This window comes from Streptomyces sp. XY431, from assembly GCF_001279805.1.
Taxonomy (GTDB): Bacteria; Actinomycetota; Actinomycetes; order Streptomycetales; family Streptomycetaceae; genus Kitasatospora; species Kitasatospora purpeofusca.
The window spans coordinates 18,772-36,568 of record NZ_LGDO01000105.1 but is presented as its reverse complement, the minus strand read 5'-3'; the positions used below and the strand labels follow the sequence as shown (position 1 = coordinate 36,568).

Genomic DNA, 17,797 nt, shown 5'->3' with positions numbered 1-17,797 from the left:
CCACGTCCGTGTCGGTCCGTCAGCCGCTGATGCTCGGGCGGCCGTTCTCGATGTGTCCCATCAGGCGGCGGCGGAAGGACGGGTCCTCCGCGACGGACAGGTCCAGGTCGTACCAGCCCTGCGCGTCCTCGGTGACCCAGGTGAGGACGAGGGGGGTACCCGCGGTCGCGGTCCCCTGGAGGGGGGCGGCGGTGCTGTAGTACCGCGGCTTCACGGTGACGGTCTGCGACCCGTTACCGGTGACGGTGATCGTGAAGGTGAGAGTGCGCTGCGGACCCGGGGCGACAGCGGTGGCGACCTCGGTCCCGGCGGCGGCGCCGGCGGCCGTCCCGGCGAACTCGCGACGGAAGCCGTTGGGGCCGGTGAGGTAGAAGTCGTATGCCCCGCACTTCAGTTGCACCTCGGCGGAGGCCGCCCCGGCGCCGAGCACATCGAAGTGGCGCGGGGCCTCGGGCTCGGCGGCGCCGTACGCGTACAGCGTCAGGTGCGAGGACACGGCACCGGTGTTGGACATCCGCAGCAGGAACGCCGTCGGACCGCTCAGGGCCCCGTGGGCGTCCGGCTGGTACGGCAGTGGGCGGGCCAGGCGTCGGGTCGGGTCGGTGGGCTGCTCCGGCGGCTCGCCGGTGCGGTCGAAGTCGAAGAGCGAGGTGAGGTCACCGGCGACGGTGCGCCGCCAGCGGCTGATCGCGGGCTGCCGGACACCCAGCCACTCCTCCACGAACCGGACCTGCGAAGTGTGGTCGAATACCTGCGAGTTGACGTAGCCACCGACGGTCCACGGGGAGACCGCGATCATCGGGACGCGGATGCCCAGGCCGTTGGGCTGGTCGCCGACGTACTCGTCCGTGACGGCTGCCGGTGGGACCGGCGGCGGCACGTGGTCGAAGAACCCGTCGTTCTCGTCGTAGCTGATGAACAGCACGGTGGAGTCCCACATGTCGTCGTTGGACGCGATGGCGTCCAGGACCTGGTGGACGATCGCCTCGCCGTCCGTGGGGGCCGAGCTTCCCGGGTGCTCCGAGTCCGCTTCGGCGGGTACCAGATAGGACACCCGCGGCGCCCGCCCGGTCGAGATGTCCTGGGCGAACGCGTACACGAAGTCCTTGTAGTTCTTCGGGTTCGCCACCGCGTCCGGTGCCGGTGGGCAGCGGAAGAGTCCGCGGTCGTAGAGGCTCCGGTCCGCGGGCGGCAGTTCGGCGACCGCCTTGGCGAGCGCCTCCACGTCCTGCGGCCGCAAGCTCTTGCGGTAGAGGTCGTACAGGCTCCCGGCCTTGAGTCCGGCCTTCTCCAGCACCAGCCGGAAGATCCGTTTGAACTCGGCGTGGAATTCCAGGTTGTTGTCGTAGAAGTTGTCCCAGCCCTGGTAGACCCGCCAGCTGATCCCGTCGGCGCCGAAGGGGTCGTTGTTGACTTCCAGGAGCTCGGGGTAGCTGGGCCAGTTGTAGCCGGCCGGCCTGTTCTCGCGGTCGTGCGCGGCGGCCCCGGTGACGCGGCTCCCGTCGGGCTCCCAGCCGCCGAAGCCGCTGAAGAGGTAGTTGCGGTTGCTGGTGGTCTCGCCCAGGACCGAGCAGTGGTAGGAGTCGCACACGGTGAATCGTTCGGCCAGCGCCCGGTAGGTGCCGACGACCTCCGGCTGGTCGAAGTAGCCCATGGTGACGCCGCTCTTGAACTTGACCCACTGGTCGTGGAAGCCGTTGTTCCACGCCGCATGGCCGGTGTCCCAGCCGTGGTCGGCCGGCGCGGTCAGCCCGCTCCCCTTGTCGAGCCGGTACGGGCGGTAGACGACGGGGACCGCGCTGTCCTGGTCGGGTTGGTCGAGGACGGTACGCGGACGGTCCGTCTCGGGCAGTGTGACGAGGTTGCGGTCCTGGAACCCGCGGACCCCGGCGAAGCCGCTGCCGAAGTAGTGGTCGAAGGAGCGGTTCTCCTGCATGAGGAAGACCACGTGCCGGACGGCCTTCAGCCCGCCGGGACGGGGCTTGCGCTGCATGGCCTTCAGCAGCGAGGAGGGCAGAAAGTCGTTCACGCGTACTCCTGGGACTTCGTGGCCGGCCGGTAGTCGAGGAAGATGTAGTCGCCGCCCGCGTCGAGGTTCAGGTCGATGTCGGAACCGCCCGCCTGGACGCGGCGGTAGCCCTCCTTCGGCGGAATGCGGACGTCGGGGTCCGCCCAGTGGGTGACGGCGAGGTCGGTGATCGGCGTCCCCGCCTCGCGGCTCACCGCCAGGAACAGGGCGGTCTTCTCGTTCCTGACGCCCTTGTTGAGGTCGACCGGCAGCTTCTGGTAGCCCGCGGGCGGCTTCTCGTCGTTCACCAGGACACGGAGGCCGGTGATGGGCCGGTCCTGGGGGTGCTTCTCGAGGACGAGGTACAGGTACGCGCCACCCGCGCCTCGGTTCAGATCGACGTCGATCCCCTCCCACCCGGTGGGCACACGGAGCGGGGTCTGCGGTGACGGCTTGTCATAGGGAACCAGAACGTCGATATCGGTGATGAATCGGTCCATGGGCATGTCTCCCCTCGCGGGACGGTGGACGCGGGACAGCAGGGAGAGTCGCCTCACCTGTGGCGCCACGGCCCAGTGTCGCGCCGTCACCAGTGGTCCATGAGTGCGACACTCTGCCTGCGATCCATTTAGTTCGTAGACAATGGAAGCCGGTGACTCATGGGCGTTCCGGGCTGGTTGGCGGTCGCGGCGGCAGCCGTGCCGGTCGTGCCGACCAGGCGGGCACGGCCTACCGAGTCACCGATCCCGACCAACCGCAAACTCTGGAGGCATCCCATGACCGTGACGGACATCGGCATCCTGGAGGGGAGCCAGTCGGCCAAGAAGGGCTGGGTGAAGGACCAGCACGACCTCAACAAGGGCGCACACGGCGACTACCTCTACCTGACCTGGGAGCCGAACGGCGCCAAGAAGCCCGTCACCGACCTCTACGTCATCGAGGGCAAGGGCGCGCAACCCCCGCACGGCTACGAGAGGATCGGCACGAACCTCAACCAGGGAACCAGTGGTGAAGACCTCTACCTGTGCTTCTCGAGGGACGGATCGAAGCCCCTCCTGGAACTCGCCGTGGTGCTCTCCGGCGACCAGTACGCGCCCGCCCCGGAGGGCTTCACGCGCTACGAGAAGGACCTCAACAAGGGAGCCGGCGGGGAGTTCGTCTACCTCTGCTACCGACAGCAGGAGTGACGGAGCCGCAGGCCGGGTTCCGCAGGCCGGGTCGGCATTGGACCGGCGGCACCGCTCCGCCGGTCCAACGGCCGTCACCTCAGGTCCTATCCGTGATCTGCACCGAGCTGTGGTACGTCCCGTTCAACGAGCTGAAGACGAGAGCGTCGGACTCGGTCTTCACCAGGACTCCGATCGACCTGGAGCGTGGCTTCGGCGCGCCGGTGTGGGCGACGTAGTACTTGATCTGCGGAGTCCGACCCTTCCGCCATGTGATCTCTTTCGTCTTCTCGTAGCACCAGTTCACCACCGTGCCACTGGGATCCTTCACGGGGATGTCCGACTCGTCGATGTAGTCGATCAGCGAGATGCTTGCACACAATTTCTCGACCGTGACCTCGACGGGATTTCCGTCGTCATCGGTCGGCTGCACGGTGATCACCACACCGATTCTGTCGTCCGGATAGGCGTGTCCGGTCTCGCGTCGCTGTTCCCCCGTCTCGAGCACCACCGAGAGCTTCGACACCGAGGTCCACTTGTTCGCCATCCGCCATCTCCTCACCTTGCGCCGAACGGACTGTCGAGTCGGCCCAGAATGTTTCCGGCGCAGTTCGACACCCGACTGCGCCCTTTCTCCGACGACAACAGGGAACGGGGCGCCCTCGGAAACCGGAGGGCACCCCGCCTGCTGTGCGGAACCGCCGCTACGCCTGCTGCTTGTAGCAGATGTAGATGAACTTCCCCTTGGCCCCCTCATTGAGGTCCTGCTCGTAGCGCGTGAAGCCCGACGGAGCCGGCACCTTGTCGCTGTCGCCGGAGACAACGACGAGATCCAGGATGGGCTTCGTCCCCTCCCTCGAGAAGCACAGGTAGAGGTATTTTCCGCCGGCGCCCTTGTTGAGGTCCGTGCTGATCTTGTAGTAGCCGTGCGGGGGGTCCTCGCCCTCGCCCTCGACGACATAGAGGTCGGTGACGGGCTTCTTGGTGCCGTTCAGCTCCCAGGACAGGTAGAGGTACTCCCCGCCGGCCCCCTCGTTGAGGTCGTGCTCGTCCTTCTCCCAGCCCTCCTTGGGGGACTGACTCCCCACCAGAATGTCGATGTCTGTCACAGCCATGTCGTACCTCCCGAAGTGCGATCGATCGGAGAAACCGGGGCGCATGCCACCAGAGCGGCCGGATGGCACCACCACGGGCCGACGACCCGGAGGTCGCCCAGCGCGGACGAGCCTATGCATGACCGATGCAAATAGTCTGTATACGAAATCAGTTCCCGTCGACGTTCACTCGATCCGGTGAGCACCTGCCCGTTCCATCACGCCGACCCACGAAAATTCCGCTCCCGTACAGCCGGGCTCGACAAGGTGGTCCGACAGGAGCGTGACCGCATCCGGCGCCGTCGCGCGCAGCGCGACCATGCCGGCCACGATCGCCTTGCACAGCCGCTCCGCAGATTTCGGAGGCTTGACGGGCTCCGGAGTGGGAAGTCGGACCCGCCGACTTCCCACTCCGTCCACTCGGCCCAACCCGGGCCCTGCAGCCACCATCGCGAGGAGGGTCGGGTGATCGCCCGTACAGTGGACCGAACCGGCCCGCTATCCGCGCGGTGCGCTCAAGTTCCCGCAACTCCAAGGCAGTTCACCCTTGCCAACGACAACCGCCGGCCGACGGCCCCTACTGCCTTCGACTCCCCCCGCGGCCCGCCCGGAGTTCCTGCCGCGCCTTCCCCTGGCCCCGGTGGCCACCGAACGCTCGGCCCACCGCCCGCTCGGCGGGCGGCCGCGCCCCTCCGCACCGGAACGATCCACGAGTGCCTGGCATCACCGGACCGTGCGCGACGGTTGCACGCGGAGTCACGGGAGACGGAAGATCTGGCGCGCACGGCTACGTTCTGTAGTAGATTGCACACGTAGCGACCCTGTCGGGGGCGACTCCTTCGTGTACATGCGCAGTGAGCGGTCGAGTGTCCCGGAGTGTGCCACTGCCGCGGGGAACGCGAGGTCTCATCGCTGTGTCCTTCCGGAGGTTCTCATGCGTAAGCGATTCGCGGCCGTTCTGACTCTGGCCGTATTTCTGATCGGTTCGCCGTCGGCGTCCGCCGCCGGCCCTGACGCGGCGCGGGCCAACCGTGCGGGCTACGACTTCTGGTTCAACCAGAGCGGCTCGTCACCGAAGGTCGAGCTCGGTCAGGGGCGCCACAGCGGGCTCCTGACGGCCGACTGCGACTCCGACATCGTGGCCGCCCGCCTCATGCACGTCACCTGGGGCCTCGACCGGCCGGTGGGCAACGTGATCGAGCTGCGCTGCAACGCGACGTCCACCGTCGTCGATTACGAGCTCAGTGGCGGGGAGTACTACTTCTACTTCTACTCCGGTGTCGACAACACCCACGTCTACGGCAGCCTGTACTAATGTCCGCCCACCCCATGAAGAAGGAACGGCGCACTCCCATGCGGAAGTTCTCCACCGCCCTGGCGCTGACCATGGCCGCCCTGCTGACCGCCGCCCCCGCCGCCGCTGCCGCGGTTCCGGCTGCCGAACCTGCCCAGCACCGGACGAAGCGCCAAGTGTTGTTCGACTTCTGGTTCAACCAGCACGCGGACTCGCCCGCTTTCGGACTGGTGGGCGGAGTAGGGGAACGCTCGATCTTTCTGAACGGCAGCTGCGACTCGGACGTGATCGCCGCACAGCTCTACCACGAGACCAACGGCTTCGACCGGCCGGTCGGCAACGCCTTCACGATCCCCTGCAACGAAGAAGCCACCTTGGTCCATTACGACCTGAGTGGCGGAACATACTATTTCTACCTTCTGTCCGGCGTCGACAACACACACGTCCGCGCGAGGGTGACCTAAAGCTGTTCCGGAAGGTCCGGGACTGGGCATTGTCCTGGCGATCATGAGCGGAGCCAGATGACGAGCGCGGCTGCTGTGACGGTTCCGAGGTGGACGTAGCCGCGCTTTTCGAACCTGGTCGCAACCGCGCGAAAGGTCTTCAGCTTGTTGATCGCCGCGGCAGGGCCGGGGGCCGGCTGAGCCGTGCGCTCCTCCACTGTCCGGTGGGATGAGGAGGAGCGCCGGTGCCGGGTCAGACCAGGCGGGTGGTGGCGTAGAACTCGATCGCGGTGTGCTGGTACTCGGCCAGGCCGGGAGTGACAGCCTCGTAGGCGGCGCGCCAGGACGGGTTCTGCACGCAGCCGAGGCCCATGGCGCGGAACTCCTCAGGCGTGACGGGGTGCAGCTCGGCGAGCCAGCGGTACCGGGCGTCGATCTCGGCCTGGACGGAGTCGGCGGAGGCCGGGGTGCCGGCCGCCAGTAGCTCCGCGAGGCGGATCATTCCGGCCGTTCGCTCGCGCTGGCCCGCCTCGAGCTCGGCGGCGTCCATCGTCGCGGTGCGGCGGTCGGTCGCCGGCAGCCGCTCGGGTCGCCCCCGCTCGGCCCAGGCACTGCCGGCGGTGGGGCGTATGCCGAGCGGGCCGAACTCGTCGAACGCGAACGTCCGGTCGGGGAAGCGCTCCAGGACGTGCTCGATCCGGTCGAGTTCGGCGTCCCGTTCCGGATCGGTGGACTCCTTCCAGGTCTTCGTCCGCTGAAAGGTGACGCCTCGTCCGGCGAGCAGGCTGCGCAGGGCCTCCCGGCCGATCCGGATCACCCGGCCGTGAACCTTGCGCAGGTGGGCGGTGAGCTTGCGGATCGACCAGCGGGTGAAGGGCTGCCCGGGCTCGGCTGGTCGGGTGGTGGCCGTCCGGACGACGAGGACTTCGTCGTCCGGACCGAGCAGACGGGGACGGCCTCCCGCCCACCGAGGGTCCAGGCGGGCCAGACCGACCTCGTTGAACCGGTGGATCACATCCAACCGGCTCGGAATCCGTCACCGCCAACCCGGCCGACGAACACGGTCAGAGCACTAGGGGGCGGCGTACCTCCCGAGGAGGACGGGCGGGCGGAGGGGCTCAGACCTCGGAGTGATCAAGGATGCGACGTCGTGCTGACGGGGGCGGGGGCCGGCCGACCTAGGCTCTACCATGATCCTGACAGCGCATCACGGCTGGTCAGGCGGTTGAGCCGAGGGACGATGACGACGTACCGATACACCCTGGCCGAGCTGCGAGGGCAGCTCCGGCAGTTGGTCCTCACCGGGGCGGCGATCGCACTGGGGGTGGCTTTCCTGATCACCTCGGTCAGCGGCAGCGGGGCGCTGGTCGACTCGTTCAGCCAGACCGCCGCCGCCGAGGTCGGGCCGGCCGACATCCAGGTGACCGGGGCGCAGGCACAGGGCCCACTGGAGCCCGGGACGGCCGACCGGGCGCGGCAGGTGCCCGGCGTGGCCGCGGTGTCGGCGCGGCTGGTCGGCCGTGGCGGGGTGCTGACCTCCGCCGGGCGGCCGCTGGACGAGCCGGCCGTGGTCAGCTCGATCGCGGCCGACCCGGCGCTGCGCTGGCAGCTGCTCAAGGACGGCCGGTGGCCGGCTGGCCCCGGCGAGGTCCTGCTCGACGCCGACACCGCCCGGCGGGTCGACGCCCGGCCCGGCTCCGACGTCCGGCTGACCCGTGCCGACGGCACCACCGGCACCGTCCGCCTGGCCGGCACCCTGGACGGCCGCGGCGCGCCCAGCCTCGCCGGGAGCCCGGTCGTCGCGGTGCCGGACGACGCCGTGGCGCAGTACGCGACCGGCGTCGGCACCGCCCGGCTCGACCTGCGCCTCGCCCCCGGCGCCTCGCGCTCGCAGACCGCCGAGGCACTGCGGCAGGCCCTCGGCGGCGGGGCCGAGGTCCGCACCCACGACGCCTCCGTCGCCGAGGCGACCCGGCAGAGCAGGACGCTCTACGGGGTGGTGCTGATCGCGGCGCTGTCGTTCGTGCTGATCGCCCTCGCCGTGGCCCGCATGGTCGTCGGCAACACCTTCTCCGTCGTCCTCGCCCAGCGGGCCCGCCAGCTGGCCCTGCTGCGGTGTGTGGGCGCCGACCGGGCGCAGGTCCGGCGGCTGATCCGCCGCCAGGGGCTGCTGCTCGGCACGGGCGCGTCGGTCGCCGGGTTGCTGCTCGGGACGGGGCTCTGCGCCGTCGGCACCGTGCTGGCCGGCACCGCCGACCTCGGACCGGTCCGCCTCTCCCTCACGCCGTCCCCGCTCACCTGCGTGGCGGCCGGGATGTTCGGCGTCCTGCTCACGGTGCTCGCCGTGCGCGGACCGGCGAAGGCCGCCTCGGCGGTGCCGCCCGTCGCGGCGCTCGGTGGTGCCGCCGGCGGCACCACCGGCGGCGCTGGGCTGCGCGCGGCGGCGCTGTCCGTGCTGCTCCTGGTGGCGGGCACCGCGCTGCTGGTGGCCGGGGTGGTGGCAGGGCCGCCGCTGTCGCTGCTGGCCGTCACGCTGGGTGCGATCAGCAGCTTCTTCGGGGTCCTGCGGCTCTGCCACCGTCTGCTGCCGGCGGTCGTCGCGGGGCTGGGCGTACCGGTGCGGCTGCTCTGCGGCACGGCGGGCAGGCTCGCCACCCAGCAGCTGCGGCTGAACCCGGCCCGCACCGGCGCCACCGGATCGGCCCTGCTGCTCGGCGTGACGGTGATGGTGAGCGCCGTCACCGCGCTGGAGATCACCTCCGACTCCCTCGTCCCGGCGGTCTCCGCCCGCCAGCCCGGCGTCTTCTCGGTGACCGCCCCCGGTGGCGCCCCGCTGCCGGCCGGGGCGCTGACCGTGCTCGGACGGGAGCGGACGCTCGGCGTCACGCCCGTCCGCTCGGCCACGCTCGAGATCGACGGCCGCAGCACGCTGGTGGCGGCGGCCGACCCGGCGCTGCTCGACCCGGCCACCGACGGGGCCGACCGGGCCCGGGCGCTGGCCGGCGGCACGGCCCTCAGCGGCTTCGGCGACGACGGACCGGCCGGCGCCGGCGGGAACGGTGAGCACGTGGTCGCCGGCCGGGCGGGAGCGCCCGCCGCCACCCTGCGGATCGAGCCCGGCCGCAGCGCGCTGCCGTTCGTGCTCCAGAGCGGGGCCGTCCTCTTCGTCACCCCGGCCACCCTGGAGCGGCTCGCCCCGGGGGCGGCCGTCACCACGGCCTGGATAAGCCCCGCCGCCGGGGCCGACCGGCTCGCCGCCCGCCAGGCGATGGACAGGGCCCTGGACGGGCAGCCCCGGCTCACCGTCACCGACACGGCCGCGCAGGCCGAGGGCCTGCGGTCGCTGCTGGACCGGATGATGCTGATCAGCATGGCCCTGCTCGGCTTCTCCGTGGTGATCGCCGGCCTCGGCGTCGCCGCCACCCTGATGCTCAGCGTCAGCGAGCGCTCCCGGGAGATCGGCATGCTGCGGGCGATCGGAATGTCCCGGCAGCAGCTGCGCCGGATGCTCACCCTGGAGGCGGTCCTGCTGGCGCTGGCCGGCGCCCTGGTCGGCACCGGTCTGGGCCTGGCGTACGGCTGGGCGGCCGCCCGGTCCGTCACCTCGACCGTGGGCACGGTCGGCGGGCCGCCCGTCCTCCTGGTGCTCGCGGCCCTGGTGCTCACCGTGCTGACCGGCCTCGCCGCGGCCGTCCTGCCGGCCCGCCGGGTGGGGCGGATGACGGTGGTGGACGCGTTGCACACGGCGTGACTTCGCGGGCTCCGGGGTTCCACGGGCTCCGACGGTGGCGGTGGCGCACAGTGGCGGCGAACCGCCGCGGCCGGGCGCCCCGGCCTCCCACTGCTGGGACCGCGAACCTTTGCCGGGTTGCTCGTTGTGTCGGTCGGAAGGGCGGCACGGCCCCGGCTGCCGGGGCGGTGCCGTACTGTCACCGCCCCAGCAGCCCAAGGGGCCCGGTCGTGGGGGCGGGTCAGTCAGGCAGTCGTAGACCCGCGGCATGACGGCGTCCGCGTTGAGCTTGCGCCACTTCCCGCCGGCGTAGCGGCGCGCCCGGGTCCGGCCCGCCCGGTGGCGTGGCCCCAGCCCCGGCGGAGTACCGTCGAGGACCTCGCGCACGCCCCTGTCCGCGGGTCGTGGTGGTCAGCGTTCCTGGCCGGTGGCGGGCCTGGCGTCGATCTCGGCGATCAGGCCCTCGACGAGGGTCTTGATCCCGTCGCGGATCGGGCGGACGGCCTCGACGCCCTGGCCGGCCGGGTCCTCCAGCTTCCAGTCGAGGTACTTCTTGCCGGGGAAGTACGGGCAGGCGTCGCCGCAGCCCATGGTGATCACGTAGTCGGAGGCCCGGACGGCCCCGGTGGTGAGCACCTTCGGCTCCTGGTCGGAGATGTCGATGCCGAGCTCGGCCATCGCCGCGACCGCGGCGGGGTTGATCCGGTCGCCGGGGAGGGAGCCGGCGGAGCGGACCTCGATCCGGTCGCCGGCGAGGTGGCGCAGGAACCCGGCGGCCATCTGGGAGCGGCCGGCGTTGTGGACGCAGACGAACAGCACGGACGCGGCGGATGCGGTGGTCAACGTGTGAGTTCCTTCGATGCGCGGGGCAGGGCGGGCACTGGGAGGCGGCGAGGAGCCGGGGGGAACCGGGGCTCGCTTCGCGGGCCCGGCACCGGTAACGTATCAGCCCATGGTGACGTCAGTCGATGGTGATACGAAGAGGGCTCCGGCCGCCGACCCGGCCCTGGTCCTCAAGGCCCTGGCCGACCCGCTGCGGATGCGCATCGTCTCCCTGCTCTCCCGGGAGGCCCTGTGCACCACGCACCTGGTCGAGGAGACCGGCGCCAAGCAGACCAACCTCTCGAACCACCTGAGGATCCTGCGCGAAGCCGGACTGGTGGACACCGAGCCCTGCGGACGCTTCACCTACTACGCGCTCCGCCCCGACGCCCTGACCGGCCTGGCGGCGGAGTTCGCCACGCTCGCCTCCGCCGCCCGCCTGACCGCCGAGGCCGGCTTCAAGCGGTCCTGCTGACCCGCGATCCCTACTGACCCGCGGTCCTGCTGACCCACCCCCGGCACCACCGACAGCATCGCCGTTCCGGCCCGCCCGGCCCCGCACGAGGAGCACGATCCGTTGAACACCATGGGCGGGGCCAGACCCGCCGCCGCCGCCGTCGACGCAACCCCTCCCCCGGTCCTCGACCAGGGGGACCCCCTTGCCGCCGAGCCCGCGGCCGCGCCCTTGCTGAACCGCGCGGCGGCCGAGCTGATCGGCACCGCCGCCCTGGTGGCCGTCGTGGTCGGCTCCGGCATCCAGGCCGCCGGGCTCACGGAGGACGTCGGGCTGCAACTGCTGGCCAACTCGCTGGCCACCGTCCTCGGCCTCGGCGTGCTGATCCTGCTGCTCGGCCCCGTCTCCGGCGCGCACTTCAACCCCGTCGTCACCGTCGCCGAGTGGTGGACCGGCCGCCACGACCCCCTGGCCCTGCGCCCGCGCGAGGTCGCCGCGTACGTGGCCGCGCAGACCGTGGGCGCGATCGGCGGGGCGGTACTCGCGGACGCCGTGTTCGGCGAGGCCCTGGTGCGGTGGTCCACCCACGACCGCTCGGCCGGACACCTGCTGCTCGGCGAGGTCGTCGCCACCGCCGGACTGCTCTTCCTGATCCTCGGCCTCGCCAGGAGCGACCGGCTCCGCTTCGCCCCCGTCGCGGTCGCCTCCTACATCGGCGCCGCGTACTGGTTCACCTCCTCCACCTCCTTCGCCAACCCCGCGGTCACCGTCGGCCGGGCCTTCACCGACACCTTCGCCGGCATCGCCCCCGCCTCGGTGCCCGGCTTCGTCGGCGCCCAACTCGTCGGCGCCGTTCTCGGGCTGGCGCTGGTCGCACTCGTCTTCGACCACCACCGCCGCCGCCACCGCACGGCCGGTACGACGTGAGCGGGGCCCGGCCCGCTCGACCTCCGGCCCCGTCGGGGCAGAACGCGGCAGGTGTCGCGTTCTGCCCCGACGGGGAGCCCACCTACCCGACCTGGTTCAGCCAGGCGTCCACCGCCGAATCCGGCGCGACCATCAGGTAGTCGGCCCGGCGGTCGCCGTTGACGTCGGCGAAGCGGAGCTTGTCCCGGGTGGCACCGCCGACTCCGGAGGCGAACACCCCCTGATTGGTCCAGCCGCCGAACCCGGTGCCACCGGCGTTGGCCCAGGCCAGAACGGCTCCGTTGTCCTGGACCACGAGGTAGTCGGCCCGGCCGTCCCCGTTGATGTCGGCGAAGCGGAGCTTGTCCCGGGTGGCGCCGTCCACGCCCTCCGCGAACAGGCCGCGCGGCTGCCAGGACGGGACGCCGTTGTCGCCGGGGGTGTTGCGCCAGGCGTGCACTCGCCCGGTGGAGTCGACCACGAGGTAGTCGTCGCGGCCGTCGCCGTCGTAGTCGGCGAACCTGACCAGGTCCCCGGTGACGCCCGGTACTCCCGGTGCGACCAGGCCCAGGCTGCGCCAGGACGGGACACCGCCGGTGCCCGGGGTGTTCAGCCAGGCGAACACCGCCGCGTTGTCCTGCACCACGAGGTAGTCGTCGCGACCGTCACCGTTGACGTCGGCGAACTGCACATGGTCCCCGGGTGCGCCCGTCCCGGGCGCGATGACCCCGAGGCTGGTCCAGGAGGGCCTGCCGCCGTCCCCGGGGGTGTTCAGCCAGGCACGGACGGCACCGTTGTCCTGCACGACCAGGTAGTCCGCGCGGTTGTCGCCGTTGATCTCCGCGAACCGGACCTGGGCACCGGACACGGCCGTGCCGGCCCCGTCGGCGCCGGGTACGTTCGATCCGGCGCCGGTGGCGATCCGGCCCCAGTTCTTCCACACCACGGGCACCACGGGCGGGGCGCACGGGTTCCCTCCCTCCTGCCCGCCGGCCACCGGCGCGAGCAGGCCCTCGGCCGCCGCGTGCGCGATGGCCTCGGTGAACGCCCGGCCCATCTTGCGGTAGCCGGTGTCGTTGGGGTGCAGCTGGTCGTACAGGTCGGCGGTGGTCACGGCGCTCATGTCGACCAGCCGCACCCGCTTGCCCTGTGCGGCCATCCGCTGGACGAGCGGGACGATGCTCCGGTTGTACTCCTGGATGCGCGCGCCCACGTCCGGCTTGGTGGAGGGCACGAGCGTCGCGACCAGCACGGTCACGCCGGGCAACAGGTGGAGCGTCCGGTCCACCAGGGCGTCCAGGCGGAGCGGCGCCGAGTCGACGAGGTAGTTCTGGTTCATGTCGTTCGTGCCGGCGTGCAGGGTGACGATGTTCGGCCGGTAGTACGGCAGCGAGCACTCGGCGAGGTCCGCGATCTGGTCGATGCGCCAGCCGGAGTGGCCTTCGTGGTCGTCGTCGGGCAGGACGCCGGCGGACTGCGAGCCGACGAAGTCCACCTCGTCGTTCTGCGACTTCAGCGCGTCCCACAACTCGGCCCGGTAGCTGGACGTCGTCCTGCTGCCGGTGCCCAGCGTGATCGAGTCGCCGAGCGGCATCACCCGCACCTGGGCGAGGGACAGCGGGACGCCCCGGCGGTTCGCCTCGGCGACGACCGCCGCCCAGATCCGCGCCGACAGGTTCGTGAACATGACGCCGCCGGCGGCGACGAGGTCGCTGATGGTCTCGCCCGCCCACGAGCGGATGGACGTGGCCAGGCTCTGCAGCCCGCGGCCGACGGTCGCCGCCGCCCCGGCCAGGTTCTTGACCATCCAGGGCTTGCCCACGTCCCATCCGGCACCGGGGAGCAGCGCTCCGACCAGCCCGAACGCGAGCGCCTCCGCCCACAGCTGGGGGTCGCTGGCGGCGCGGCCCTGGAAGTAGGCGGTCATCATGTACCCGGTGAAGGTCCCGAAGCCCTGGGAGGCGGCCGAGCAGAAGTCGACGAACAGGGCTTCGGCGGGCGGAGGGGCGAAGGAGATGCAGAGCCCGAAGACGGCCGCGCGGACCGCCGTCGCCGTCACGAGGACGGCGACCGCCCTGAGCCAGGTCCCCCAGGACGCCTGGCCGACCTCCGAACGCGGGACGACCACCGCGATGCCGTGGTCCGTCGCCCGGAGCGTGCCGTCGAAGGAGAAGTCGTCGACCGAGTCGATGTCGACCAGGTCGAGCGGCGCGCCCTGGAAGTACTGCCGCTGACTTCTCATCAGGTCCAGCGCCTGGTCGCTCAGCCGCACCCCCGGGCGGTGCACCCGGTCGATCGCGTCCTGCATCATCGCCTGGTTCACGCCGTCGAAGACGTAGTCGATCACTACGTCATCGGCGGCGACGTTCAGCATCGGGTGCGCGGCCCGTGCCTCCTCGCCGCAGGTGACGCGCGACCCGCCCGCGGTGACGCCGGCGGCCACCGGCAGCCCGCAGGCGGAGTGGACGTCCCGCGCGGACGGGGCCGGTGTGATCCCCTTGGCCAGACCCAGCGCCAGGACCAGGGCCAGCCCCAGCGCCAGCAGGGAGAACGACGGACGCGGCACCCGCCCGCGTGCGCGGGGTCCCGCGCGGTGGCTTCTCATGTGAACTCACTTCCGTGGCCCGGCCGCTCGGAGCGGGCGATCGCCGTTCGGAGCGGGGCGGTCGTCCTGGGAGCGGGGCGGTCGTCCTTGGACGCGGGGTGCGTCCGCGACCGCATCGTGGCGCATCCCGCCCCGCCCCGGGCGCGGGGCGCCACATCATCAGCCACTGTTCACCGTCCGTACGACGACCCGGCCGACCCGCGCCCGGGAGGCGCCCGGCCTACCTGCAAGCCGTCGTTCGCCGGTGTCCTCGCCACAGCCGGTTCCCGGGGTGTCGGCCGTGAAGCGGGCGGCAGGCCCCGGTCCGGCATGGCCAATGTCCCCGGGCGCGTGGGCGCCGCGGCGGCCGTGTCCTATTCTGGGGGTCATGTCGAACACTGACAGGCTGCTCGTCGACATCGCCGCGATGGTCGAGTCCGAGCACAGCAACCAGATGTCCCTGACCGTGGTGGTCCCCGGAGCGGTGATCACCGGCAGGCTCGCGCCGGTGGCCCTGTGGCTGGAGCGGGTGGCGGAGGTCCTCCACGCCTCGGAACATCTGAAGCCGTTCGCCGTCCTCTTCGCCCCTCCCTCCGACGCCCCGCCCGCGCGGCCCACCCACCTCCACCTCCACCGGGCGAAGATCCTCCAGGGCGACTTCGGACTCCCTCACACCGGAGGCATGTACCGCATCGCTATCGAAGACATCAGCAGCTGGACCATCGGCGACCTCAGCTACTCCGACAGCTGACAGCCGGCCGAGGTCCTACCGATCTTGGCGGATCCGGGCGTCGAACAGGCCGAGTCGATCAAGGAGCACCAAGCCCCCGCCCGCTGTCCGTCCTGACCCGGCCAAGGGATTCCGAAAGGATTCCGTAGACAACGCATTGAAGTCCGGAAGTCCTCGGTCTTGCGGTGTTCACTTCCCTTGGCTCTGTTGATCAAGTGATACGGACACCCAGGAAGGCAGTACCGGCCCGGATCGCAGCCGTTCTCACGGCTGTCGTACTGGGCGCCTCGTTGCTCAGCGCAGCGGAGGTGGTGGTCCCCGCCAAGGCGGCCGCCTTGGCGGGGACCACGCAGGAACCGGCGGCCAGGACCCCCGACCAGGTCGCCCACGACTGCGACCACCCGGTTGCGGTCGCCCCCGTACGGTCAAGGCGAGCGGCGGCTGCTTCACGATCCGCAACAAGAACGGCCGGTGCCTGACCGCCCCCTGGAACAGCGGAAGACGTACGCCGTCATCGGGGCGGTGACCGGCCCCGGGCCCAAGCGGGCCGTCATCTCCTCGATGACGGTTGCCCGGACAGCCGGTCCGTCGCCGCGCTCCTCGACGGCCGCGCGCACTGGTGTCCCGGTGAGGTAGCCGGTGGCAAGGTCGGCGGTCGACGCGGCCCGGCCCTGAAGCGTCAGCTCCTGCTCCTCCTCGACGGTGAAACCGGCAGCCGCCAGATCGGCGACCACGACAGCGGGGTCGGCGTAGCCGTGCGGAACCGTAGCGAAGAATCGCGGTGGGTCGACCGGAAGAGCCCGCTCCAGCCCTGCCTGCAGCGCGACTTCGAAGGCGTGCGTCCCGAGTGGGCCCCAGGTGTTGAACAGGAACCGGCCGCCCGGGGCCAGCACCCGCCGAACCTCCGTGAAGGCCGCTACCCGGTCGGGAAAGAACATCACGCCGAACTGGCAGACCACCAGGTCGAAGCCTCCGTTCGGGAACGGCAGCCGCTGCGCGTCGGCCTGCCGCCACACCGCTCCCGGCGCCCGGGCCGACCCGAAAGCGACCATGGCCTCGTTCAGGTCGGTGGCCGTCACTTCGGCCGAGGGTGCCGCGACGAGCAAGCTCGATGTCAACACGCCGGTCCCCGCGGCCAGTTCGAGGATCCGCCGAGGACGGAGTGCCGCCGCCCTCGCGGTCAGCTCTTCGGCGAAAGGCCGGAAGACCACCGGCACAAGGTACTGCTCATAGGCCGCCGGCATCGACTCGGACCACCGCTGGTCGGCATTGATTCCCGTCACCCTCATGACGGTAGTGCCGTGCCCGGACACCTCTGCCCTGCCGCGCCGCGGTGCCGCCCGGAGACGGCTCTGCCCGACAACGCGGCAGGGCGGACGTTCTCCGACGCGGCACTGGTCGGGACCCGTTCCCGACCAGTGCCGGGAGAAGGTGCGGCCGACGCCGGGACCGGTCATCGGGCGTGCGGAACCGATCGCACCGACCGGGACGGTGGAGCACTGTGCCGACCCGGCGCAGGCGGTCCGGCCCTCCGGGAGCGCGACCCCACCGCGCCCGCTCCTGGACCGAGGCCGTCATCAGTCGGCCGCCGACCCGCAGGCCGTGATCTCGCAGTGCGCCGCTCGTTGGTCCAGGTGCCCCTGACACCCCCGAGAGAGGACAGCCCCGTGCCCGAGACCGACGAGTACGCCGACGAGCAGCCCGAACTGGTCGTCCGCAGGGTCGCAGACCCGCAGGCCAGCAGCGAGGACCCCGCCGAGAACGCGGACGGCCAGGACTCCGGACCGCAGGCGCAGACGCGCAGCGGCACCATGATGGACCAGGGCCAGATGTAGCCCGCCGCCGGGGGAGGGCGGGGCCGCCTCCTGGCGCCCCGCCCTCCCCCGGCCGCTGCGTCACATGCCCGGTTCGGCAGCGTCGACGCACCCGGCCCGGGCTGTACGGACGCCGGGCTGTGCCCGGGCGCGGGTTCGTCAACTGCTGGGTTAACGACCGTTGCGGTCTCGGCCGTTGTTCCTCCCGTTGGCATGACGGGATGCTTGATCCGTTCGCAGGACAGACAGGCGAAGGAGCCATGCAGACATGCCCGTTCCCACTCTCGGGGGGTGCCGCTCACGATGAATGTCGTCGCTTCCACCGTGACGCTGAGCGTCATCGATCCGGGTGCCTCCAGCCGGTTCTTCACCACGCACCTCGGCTATCGGGAGCTGCTGGCGGACGGGGAGTCGGTGCTTCTCGGCCGGGACGACGGCGCCCCGGATGTGCTGTTACGGCAGCGAGACCTCGAACTGCCGCCCGGGCCGGGGCCGGTCGGGGTGCTGGTGTCGTTCGCCGTGACCGGCCTCGCCGCCGAGCACGAACGGCTGCGGCGGGAGGGCGCCAACATCACCGTCCCGCTGCACCGCGAGCCGTGGGGTGAGCAGTTGCTGGAACTCACCGATCCCAACGGCATCGTGGTCCAGCTGACGGAGTGGATTCCCCCCGCCGGCACCTGACCTGCCGCCGGCCGACCCGATACCTGACCCGACAGCTGACCCGACACCCGCCCCGCCCCGCCGCCGGGATC

The 17,797-nt window shown here is 71.4% G+C and carries 17 protein-coding genes and 2 pseudogenes; 9 read left to right on the top strand and 10 right to left on the bottom strand.

Translation table 11 applies throughout. The features are described 5' to 3' along the window. Nucleotides 1-19: 19 nt before the first annotated feature. Nucleotides 20-2,029, bottom strand: a complete 2,010-nt coding sequence (locus tag ADK60_RS13695; RefSeq protein ID WP_053645972.1) for an alkaline phosphatase family protein — start codon at nucleotides 2,027-2,029, stop codon at nucleotides 20-22. After that, nucleotides 2,026-2,508, bottom strand: a complete 483-nt coding sequence (locus ADK60_RS13690; RefSeq protein WP_053645970.1) for an MVB12 family protein — start codon at nucleotides 2,506-2,508, stop codon at nucleotides 2,026-2,028. The genes ADK60_RS13695 and ADK60_RS13690 overlap by 4 nt, the downstream gene beginning before the upstream one ends. A 276-nt stretch (nucleotides 2,509-2,784) precedes the next feature. Here ADK60_RS13690 and ADK60_RS13685 point away from each other — a divergent pair, with 276 nt between their 5' ends. Next, nucleotides 2,785-3,195, top strand: coding sequence for a hypothetical protein (locus ADK60_RS13685; protein ID WP_053645968.1), 411 nt, complete (start codon nucleotides 2,785-2,787; stop codon nucleotides 3,193-3,195). Nucleotides 3,196-3,274: 79 nt separating this feature from the next. On the opposite strand, the gene ADK60_RS13680 is transcribed toward ADK60_RS13685, so the two are convergent. From ADK60_RS13680 to ADK60_RS47600, 3 genes are all read right to left on the bottom strand, one after another. Further along, complete coding sequence (locus ADK60_RS13680; protein WP_053645966.1) at nucleotides 3,275-3,721, bottom strand: hypothetical protein; 447 nt, start codon at nucleotides 3,719-3,721, stop codon at nucleotides 3,275-3,277. 157 nt (nucleotides 3,722-3,878) lie between these two features. Further along, nucleotides 3,879-4,262: an MVB12 family protein gene (locus ADK60_RS13675; RefSeq protein WP_159400425.1), complete on the bottom strand. Its 384-nt coding sequence runs from the start codon at nucleotides 4,260-4,262 to the stop codon at nucleotides 3,879-3,881. A gap of 192 nt (nucleotides 4,263-4,454) precedes the next feature. Then, the gene (locus ADK60_RS47600; RefSeq protein ID WP_286185275.1) at nucleotides 4,455-4,589 is read right to left on the bottom strand and encodes a hypothetical protein; all 135 of its coding nucleotides are present in this window, start codon (nucleotides 4,587-4,589) and stop codon (nucleotides 4,455-4,457) included. A gap of 613 nt (nucleotides 4,590-5,202) precedes the next feature. On the opposite strand from ADK60_RS47600, the gene ADK60_RS13670 reads away from it, so the two are divergent. Beyond that, nucleotides 5,203-5,583, top strand: a complete 381-nt coding sequence (locus ADK60_RS13670; RefSeq protein ID WP_053645962.1) for a hypothetical protein — start codon at nucleotides 5,203-5,205, stop codon at nucleotides 5,581-5,583. A gap of 38 nt (nucleotides 5,584-5,621) precedes the next feature. After that, nucleotides 5,622-6,026 carry a hypothetical protein gene (locus ADK60_RS13665; RefSeq protein ID WP_053645960.1) on the top strand — a complete coding sequence of 135 codons (405 nt, stop codon included), beginning with the start codon at nucleotides 5,622-5,624 and terminating at the stop codon, nucleotides 6,024-6,026. A gap of 232 nt (nucleotides 6,027-6,258) precedes the next feature. On the opposite strand, the pseudogene ADK60_RS48385 reads toward ADK60_RS13665, so the two are convergent. Next, a pseudogene (locus ADK60_RS48385) lies at nucleotides 6,259-6,525 on the bottom strand (TipAS antibiotic-recognition domain-containing protein); the annotation flags it as partial. A 36-nt stretch (nucleotides 6,526-6,561) separates the two neighbouring features. Then, a pseudogene (locus tag ADK60_RS48380) lies at nucleotides 6,562-7,023 on the bottom strand (helix-turn-helix domain-containing protein); the annotation flags it as partial. Between the two features lie 222 nt (nucleotides 7,024-7,245). Here ADK60_RS48380 and ADK60_RS13655 point away from each other — a divergent pair. Then, nucleotides 7,246-9,756, top strand: coding sequence for an ABC transporter permease (locus ADK60_RS13655; RefSeq protein ID WP_053645959.1), 2,511 nt, complete (start codon nucleotides 7,246-7,248; stop codon nucleotides 9,754-9,756). Nucleotides 9,757-10,146: 390 nt separating this feature from the next. Here ADK60_RS13655 and ADK60_RS13650 read toward each other — a convergent pair whose 3' ends face one another. Beyond that, nucleotides 10,147-10,578 carry an arsenate reductase ArsC gene (locus ADK60_RS13650; RefSeq protein ID WP_053645955.1) on the bottom strand — a complete coding sequence of 144 codons (432 nt, stop codon included), beginning with the start codon at nucleotides 10,576-10,578 and terminating at the stop codon, nucleotides 10,147-10,149. A gap of 109 nt (nucleotides 10,579-10,687) precedes the next feature. Here ADK60_RS13650 and ADK60_RS13645 point away from each other — a divergent pair, with 109 nt between their 5' ends. After that, nucleotides 10,688-11,032: an ArsR/SmtB family transcription factor gene (locus tag ADK60_RS13645; RefSeq protein ID WP_053645953.1), complete on the top strand. Its 345-nt coding sequence runs from the start codon at nucleotides 10,688-10,690 to the stop codon at nucleotides 11,030-11,032. A gap of 111 nt (nucleotides 11,033-11,143) precedes the next feature. After that, a complete protein-coding gene (locus ADK60_RS13640) occupies nucleotides 11,144-11,938 on the top strand; it encodes an aquaporin (RefSeq protein ID WP_053645951.1) in 795 nt (264 codons plus the stop codon). Between the two features lie 82 nt (nucleotides 11,939-12,020). Here the strand turns inward: ADK60_RS13640 and ADK60_RS13635 are convergent, their stop codons facing one another. Next, the gene (locus ADK60_RS13635) at nucleotides 12,021-14,522 is read right to left on the bottom strand and encodes an FG-GAP-like repeat-containing protein (protein WP_079008331.1); all 2,502 of its coding nucleotides are present in this window, start codon (nucleotides 14,520-14,522) and stop codon (nucleotides 12,021-12,023) included. A 367-nt stretch (nucleotides 14,523-14,889) separates the two neighbouring features. On the opposite strand from ADK60_RS13635, the gene ADK60_RS13630 reads away from it, so the two are divergent. Further along, entirely contained in the window at nucleotides 14,890-15,252 is a 363-nt protein-coding gene (locus ADK60_RS13630; RefSeq protein WP_053645947.1) for a GvpU-like protein, read from the top strand. Between the two features lie 425 nt (nucleotides 15,253-15,677). Here the strand turns inward: ADK60_RS13630 and ADK60_RS13625 are convergent, their stop codons facing one another. Further along, nucleotides 15,678-16,520 (bottom strand): class I SAM-dependent methyltransferase, encoded by an 843-nt coding sequence (locus ADK60_RS13625; RefSeq protein ID WP_234371070.1) that lies wholly within the window; start codon nucleotides 16,518-16,520, stop codon nucleotides 15,678-15,680. 378 nt (nucleotides 16,521-16,898) lie between these two features. Here ADK60_RS13625 and ADK60_RS44750 point away from each other — a divergent pair, with 378 nt between their 5' ends. Continuing rightward, entirely contained in the window at nucleotides 16,899-17,066 is a 168-nt protein-coding gene (locus tag ADK60_RS44750) for a hypothetical protein (protein WP_159400423.1), read from the top strand. A gap of 282 nt (nucleotides 17,067-17,348) precedes the next feature. After that, nucleotides 17,349-17,726 carry a VOC family protein gene (locus ADK60_RS13620; protein ID WP_053646026.1) on the top strand — a complete coding sequence of 126 codons (378 nt, stop codon included), beginning with the start codon at nucleotides 17,349-17,351 and terminating at the stop codon, nucleotides 17,724-17,726. The last annotated feature ends 71 nt before the right edge of the window (nucleotides 17,727-17,797 follow it).

Coding starts and splice junctions, on each gene's coding strand:
- ADK60_RS13655 (WP_053645959.1), top strand. CDS start 7,246: ATGACGACGTACCGATACACCCTGGCCGAGCTGCGAGGGCAGCTCCGG.
- ADK60_RS47600 (WP_286185275.1), bottom strand. CDS start 4,589: ATGGTCGCGCTGCGCGCGACGGCGCCGGATGCGGTCACGCTCCTGTCG.
- ADK60_RS13690 (WP_053645970.1), bottom strand. CDS start 2,508: ATGGACCGATTCATCACCGATATCGACGTTCTGGTTCCCTATGACAAG.
- ADK60_RS13620 (WP_053646026.1), top strand. CDS start 17,349: ATGAATGTCGTCGCTTCCACCGTGACGCTGAGCGTCATCGATCCGGGT.
- ADK60_RS13635 (WP_079008331.1), bottom strand. CDS start 14,522: ATGAGAAGCCACCGCGCGGGACCCCGCGCACGCGGGCGGGTGCCGCGT.
- ADK60_RS13640 (WP_053645951.1), top strand. CDS start 11,144: ATGGGCGGGGCCAGACCCGCCGCCGCCGCCGTCGACGCAACCCCTCCC.
- ADK60_RS13625 (WP_234371070.1), bottom strand. CDS start 16,520: ATGAGGGTGACGGGAATCAATGCCGACCAGCGGTGGTCCGAGTCGATG.
- ADK60_RS13670 (WP_053645962.1), top strand. CDS start 5,203: ATGCGTAAGCGATTCGCGGCCGTTCTGACTCTGGCCGTATTTCTGATC.
- ADK60_RS13680 (WP_053645966.1), bottom strand. CDS start 3,721: ATGGCGAACAAGTGGACCTCGGTGTCGAAGCTCTCGGTGGTGCTCGAG.
- ADK60_RS13630 (WP_053645947.1), top strand. CDS start 14,890: ATGTCGAACACTGACAGGCTGCTCGTCGACATCGCCGCGATGGTCGAG.
- ADK60_RS13685 (WP_053645968.1), top strand. CDS start 2,785: ATGACCGTGACGGACATCGGCATCCTGGAGGGGAGCCAGTCGGCCAAG.
- ADK60_RS13665 (WP_053645960.1), top strand. CDS start 5,622: ATGCGGAAGTTCTCCACCGCCCTGGCGCTGACCATGGCCGCCCTGCTG.
- ADK60_RS13645 (WP_053645953.1), top strand. CDS start 10,688: ATGGTGACGTCAGTCGATGGTGATACGAAGAGGGCTCCGGCCGCCGAC.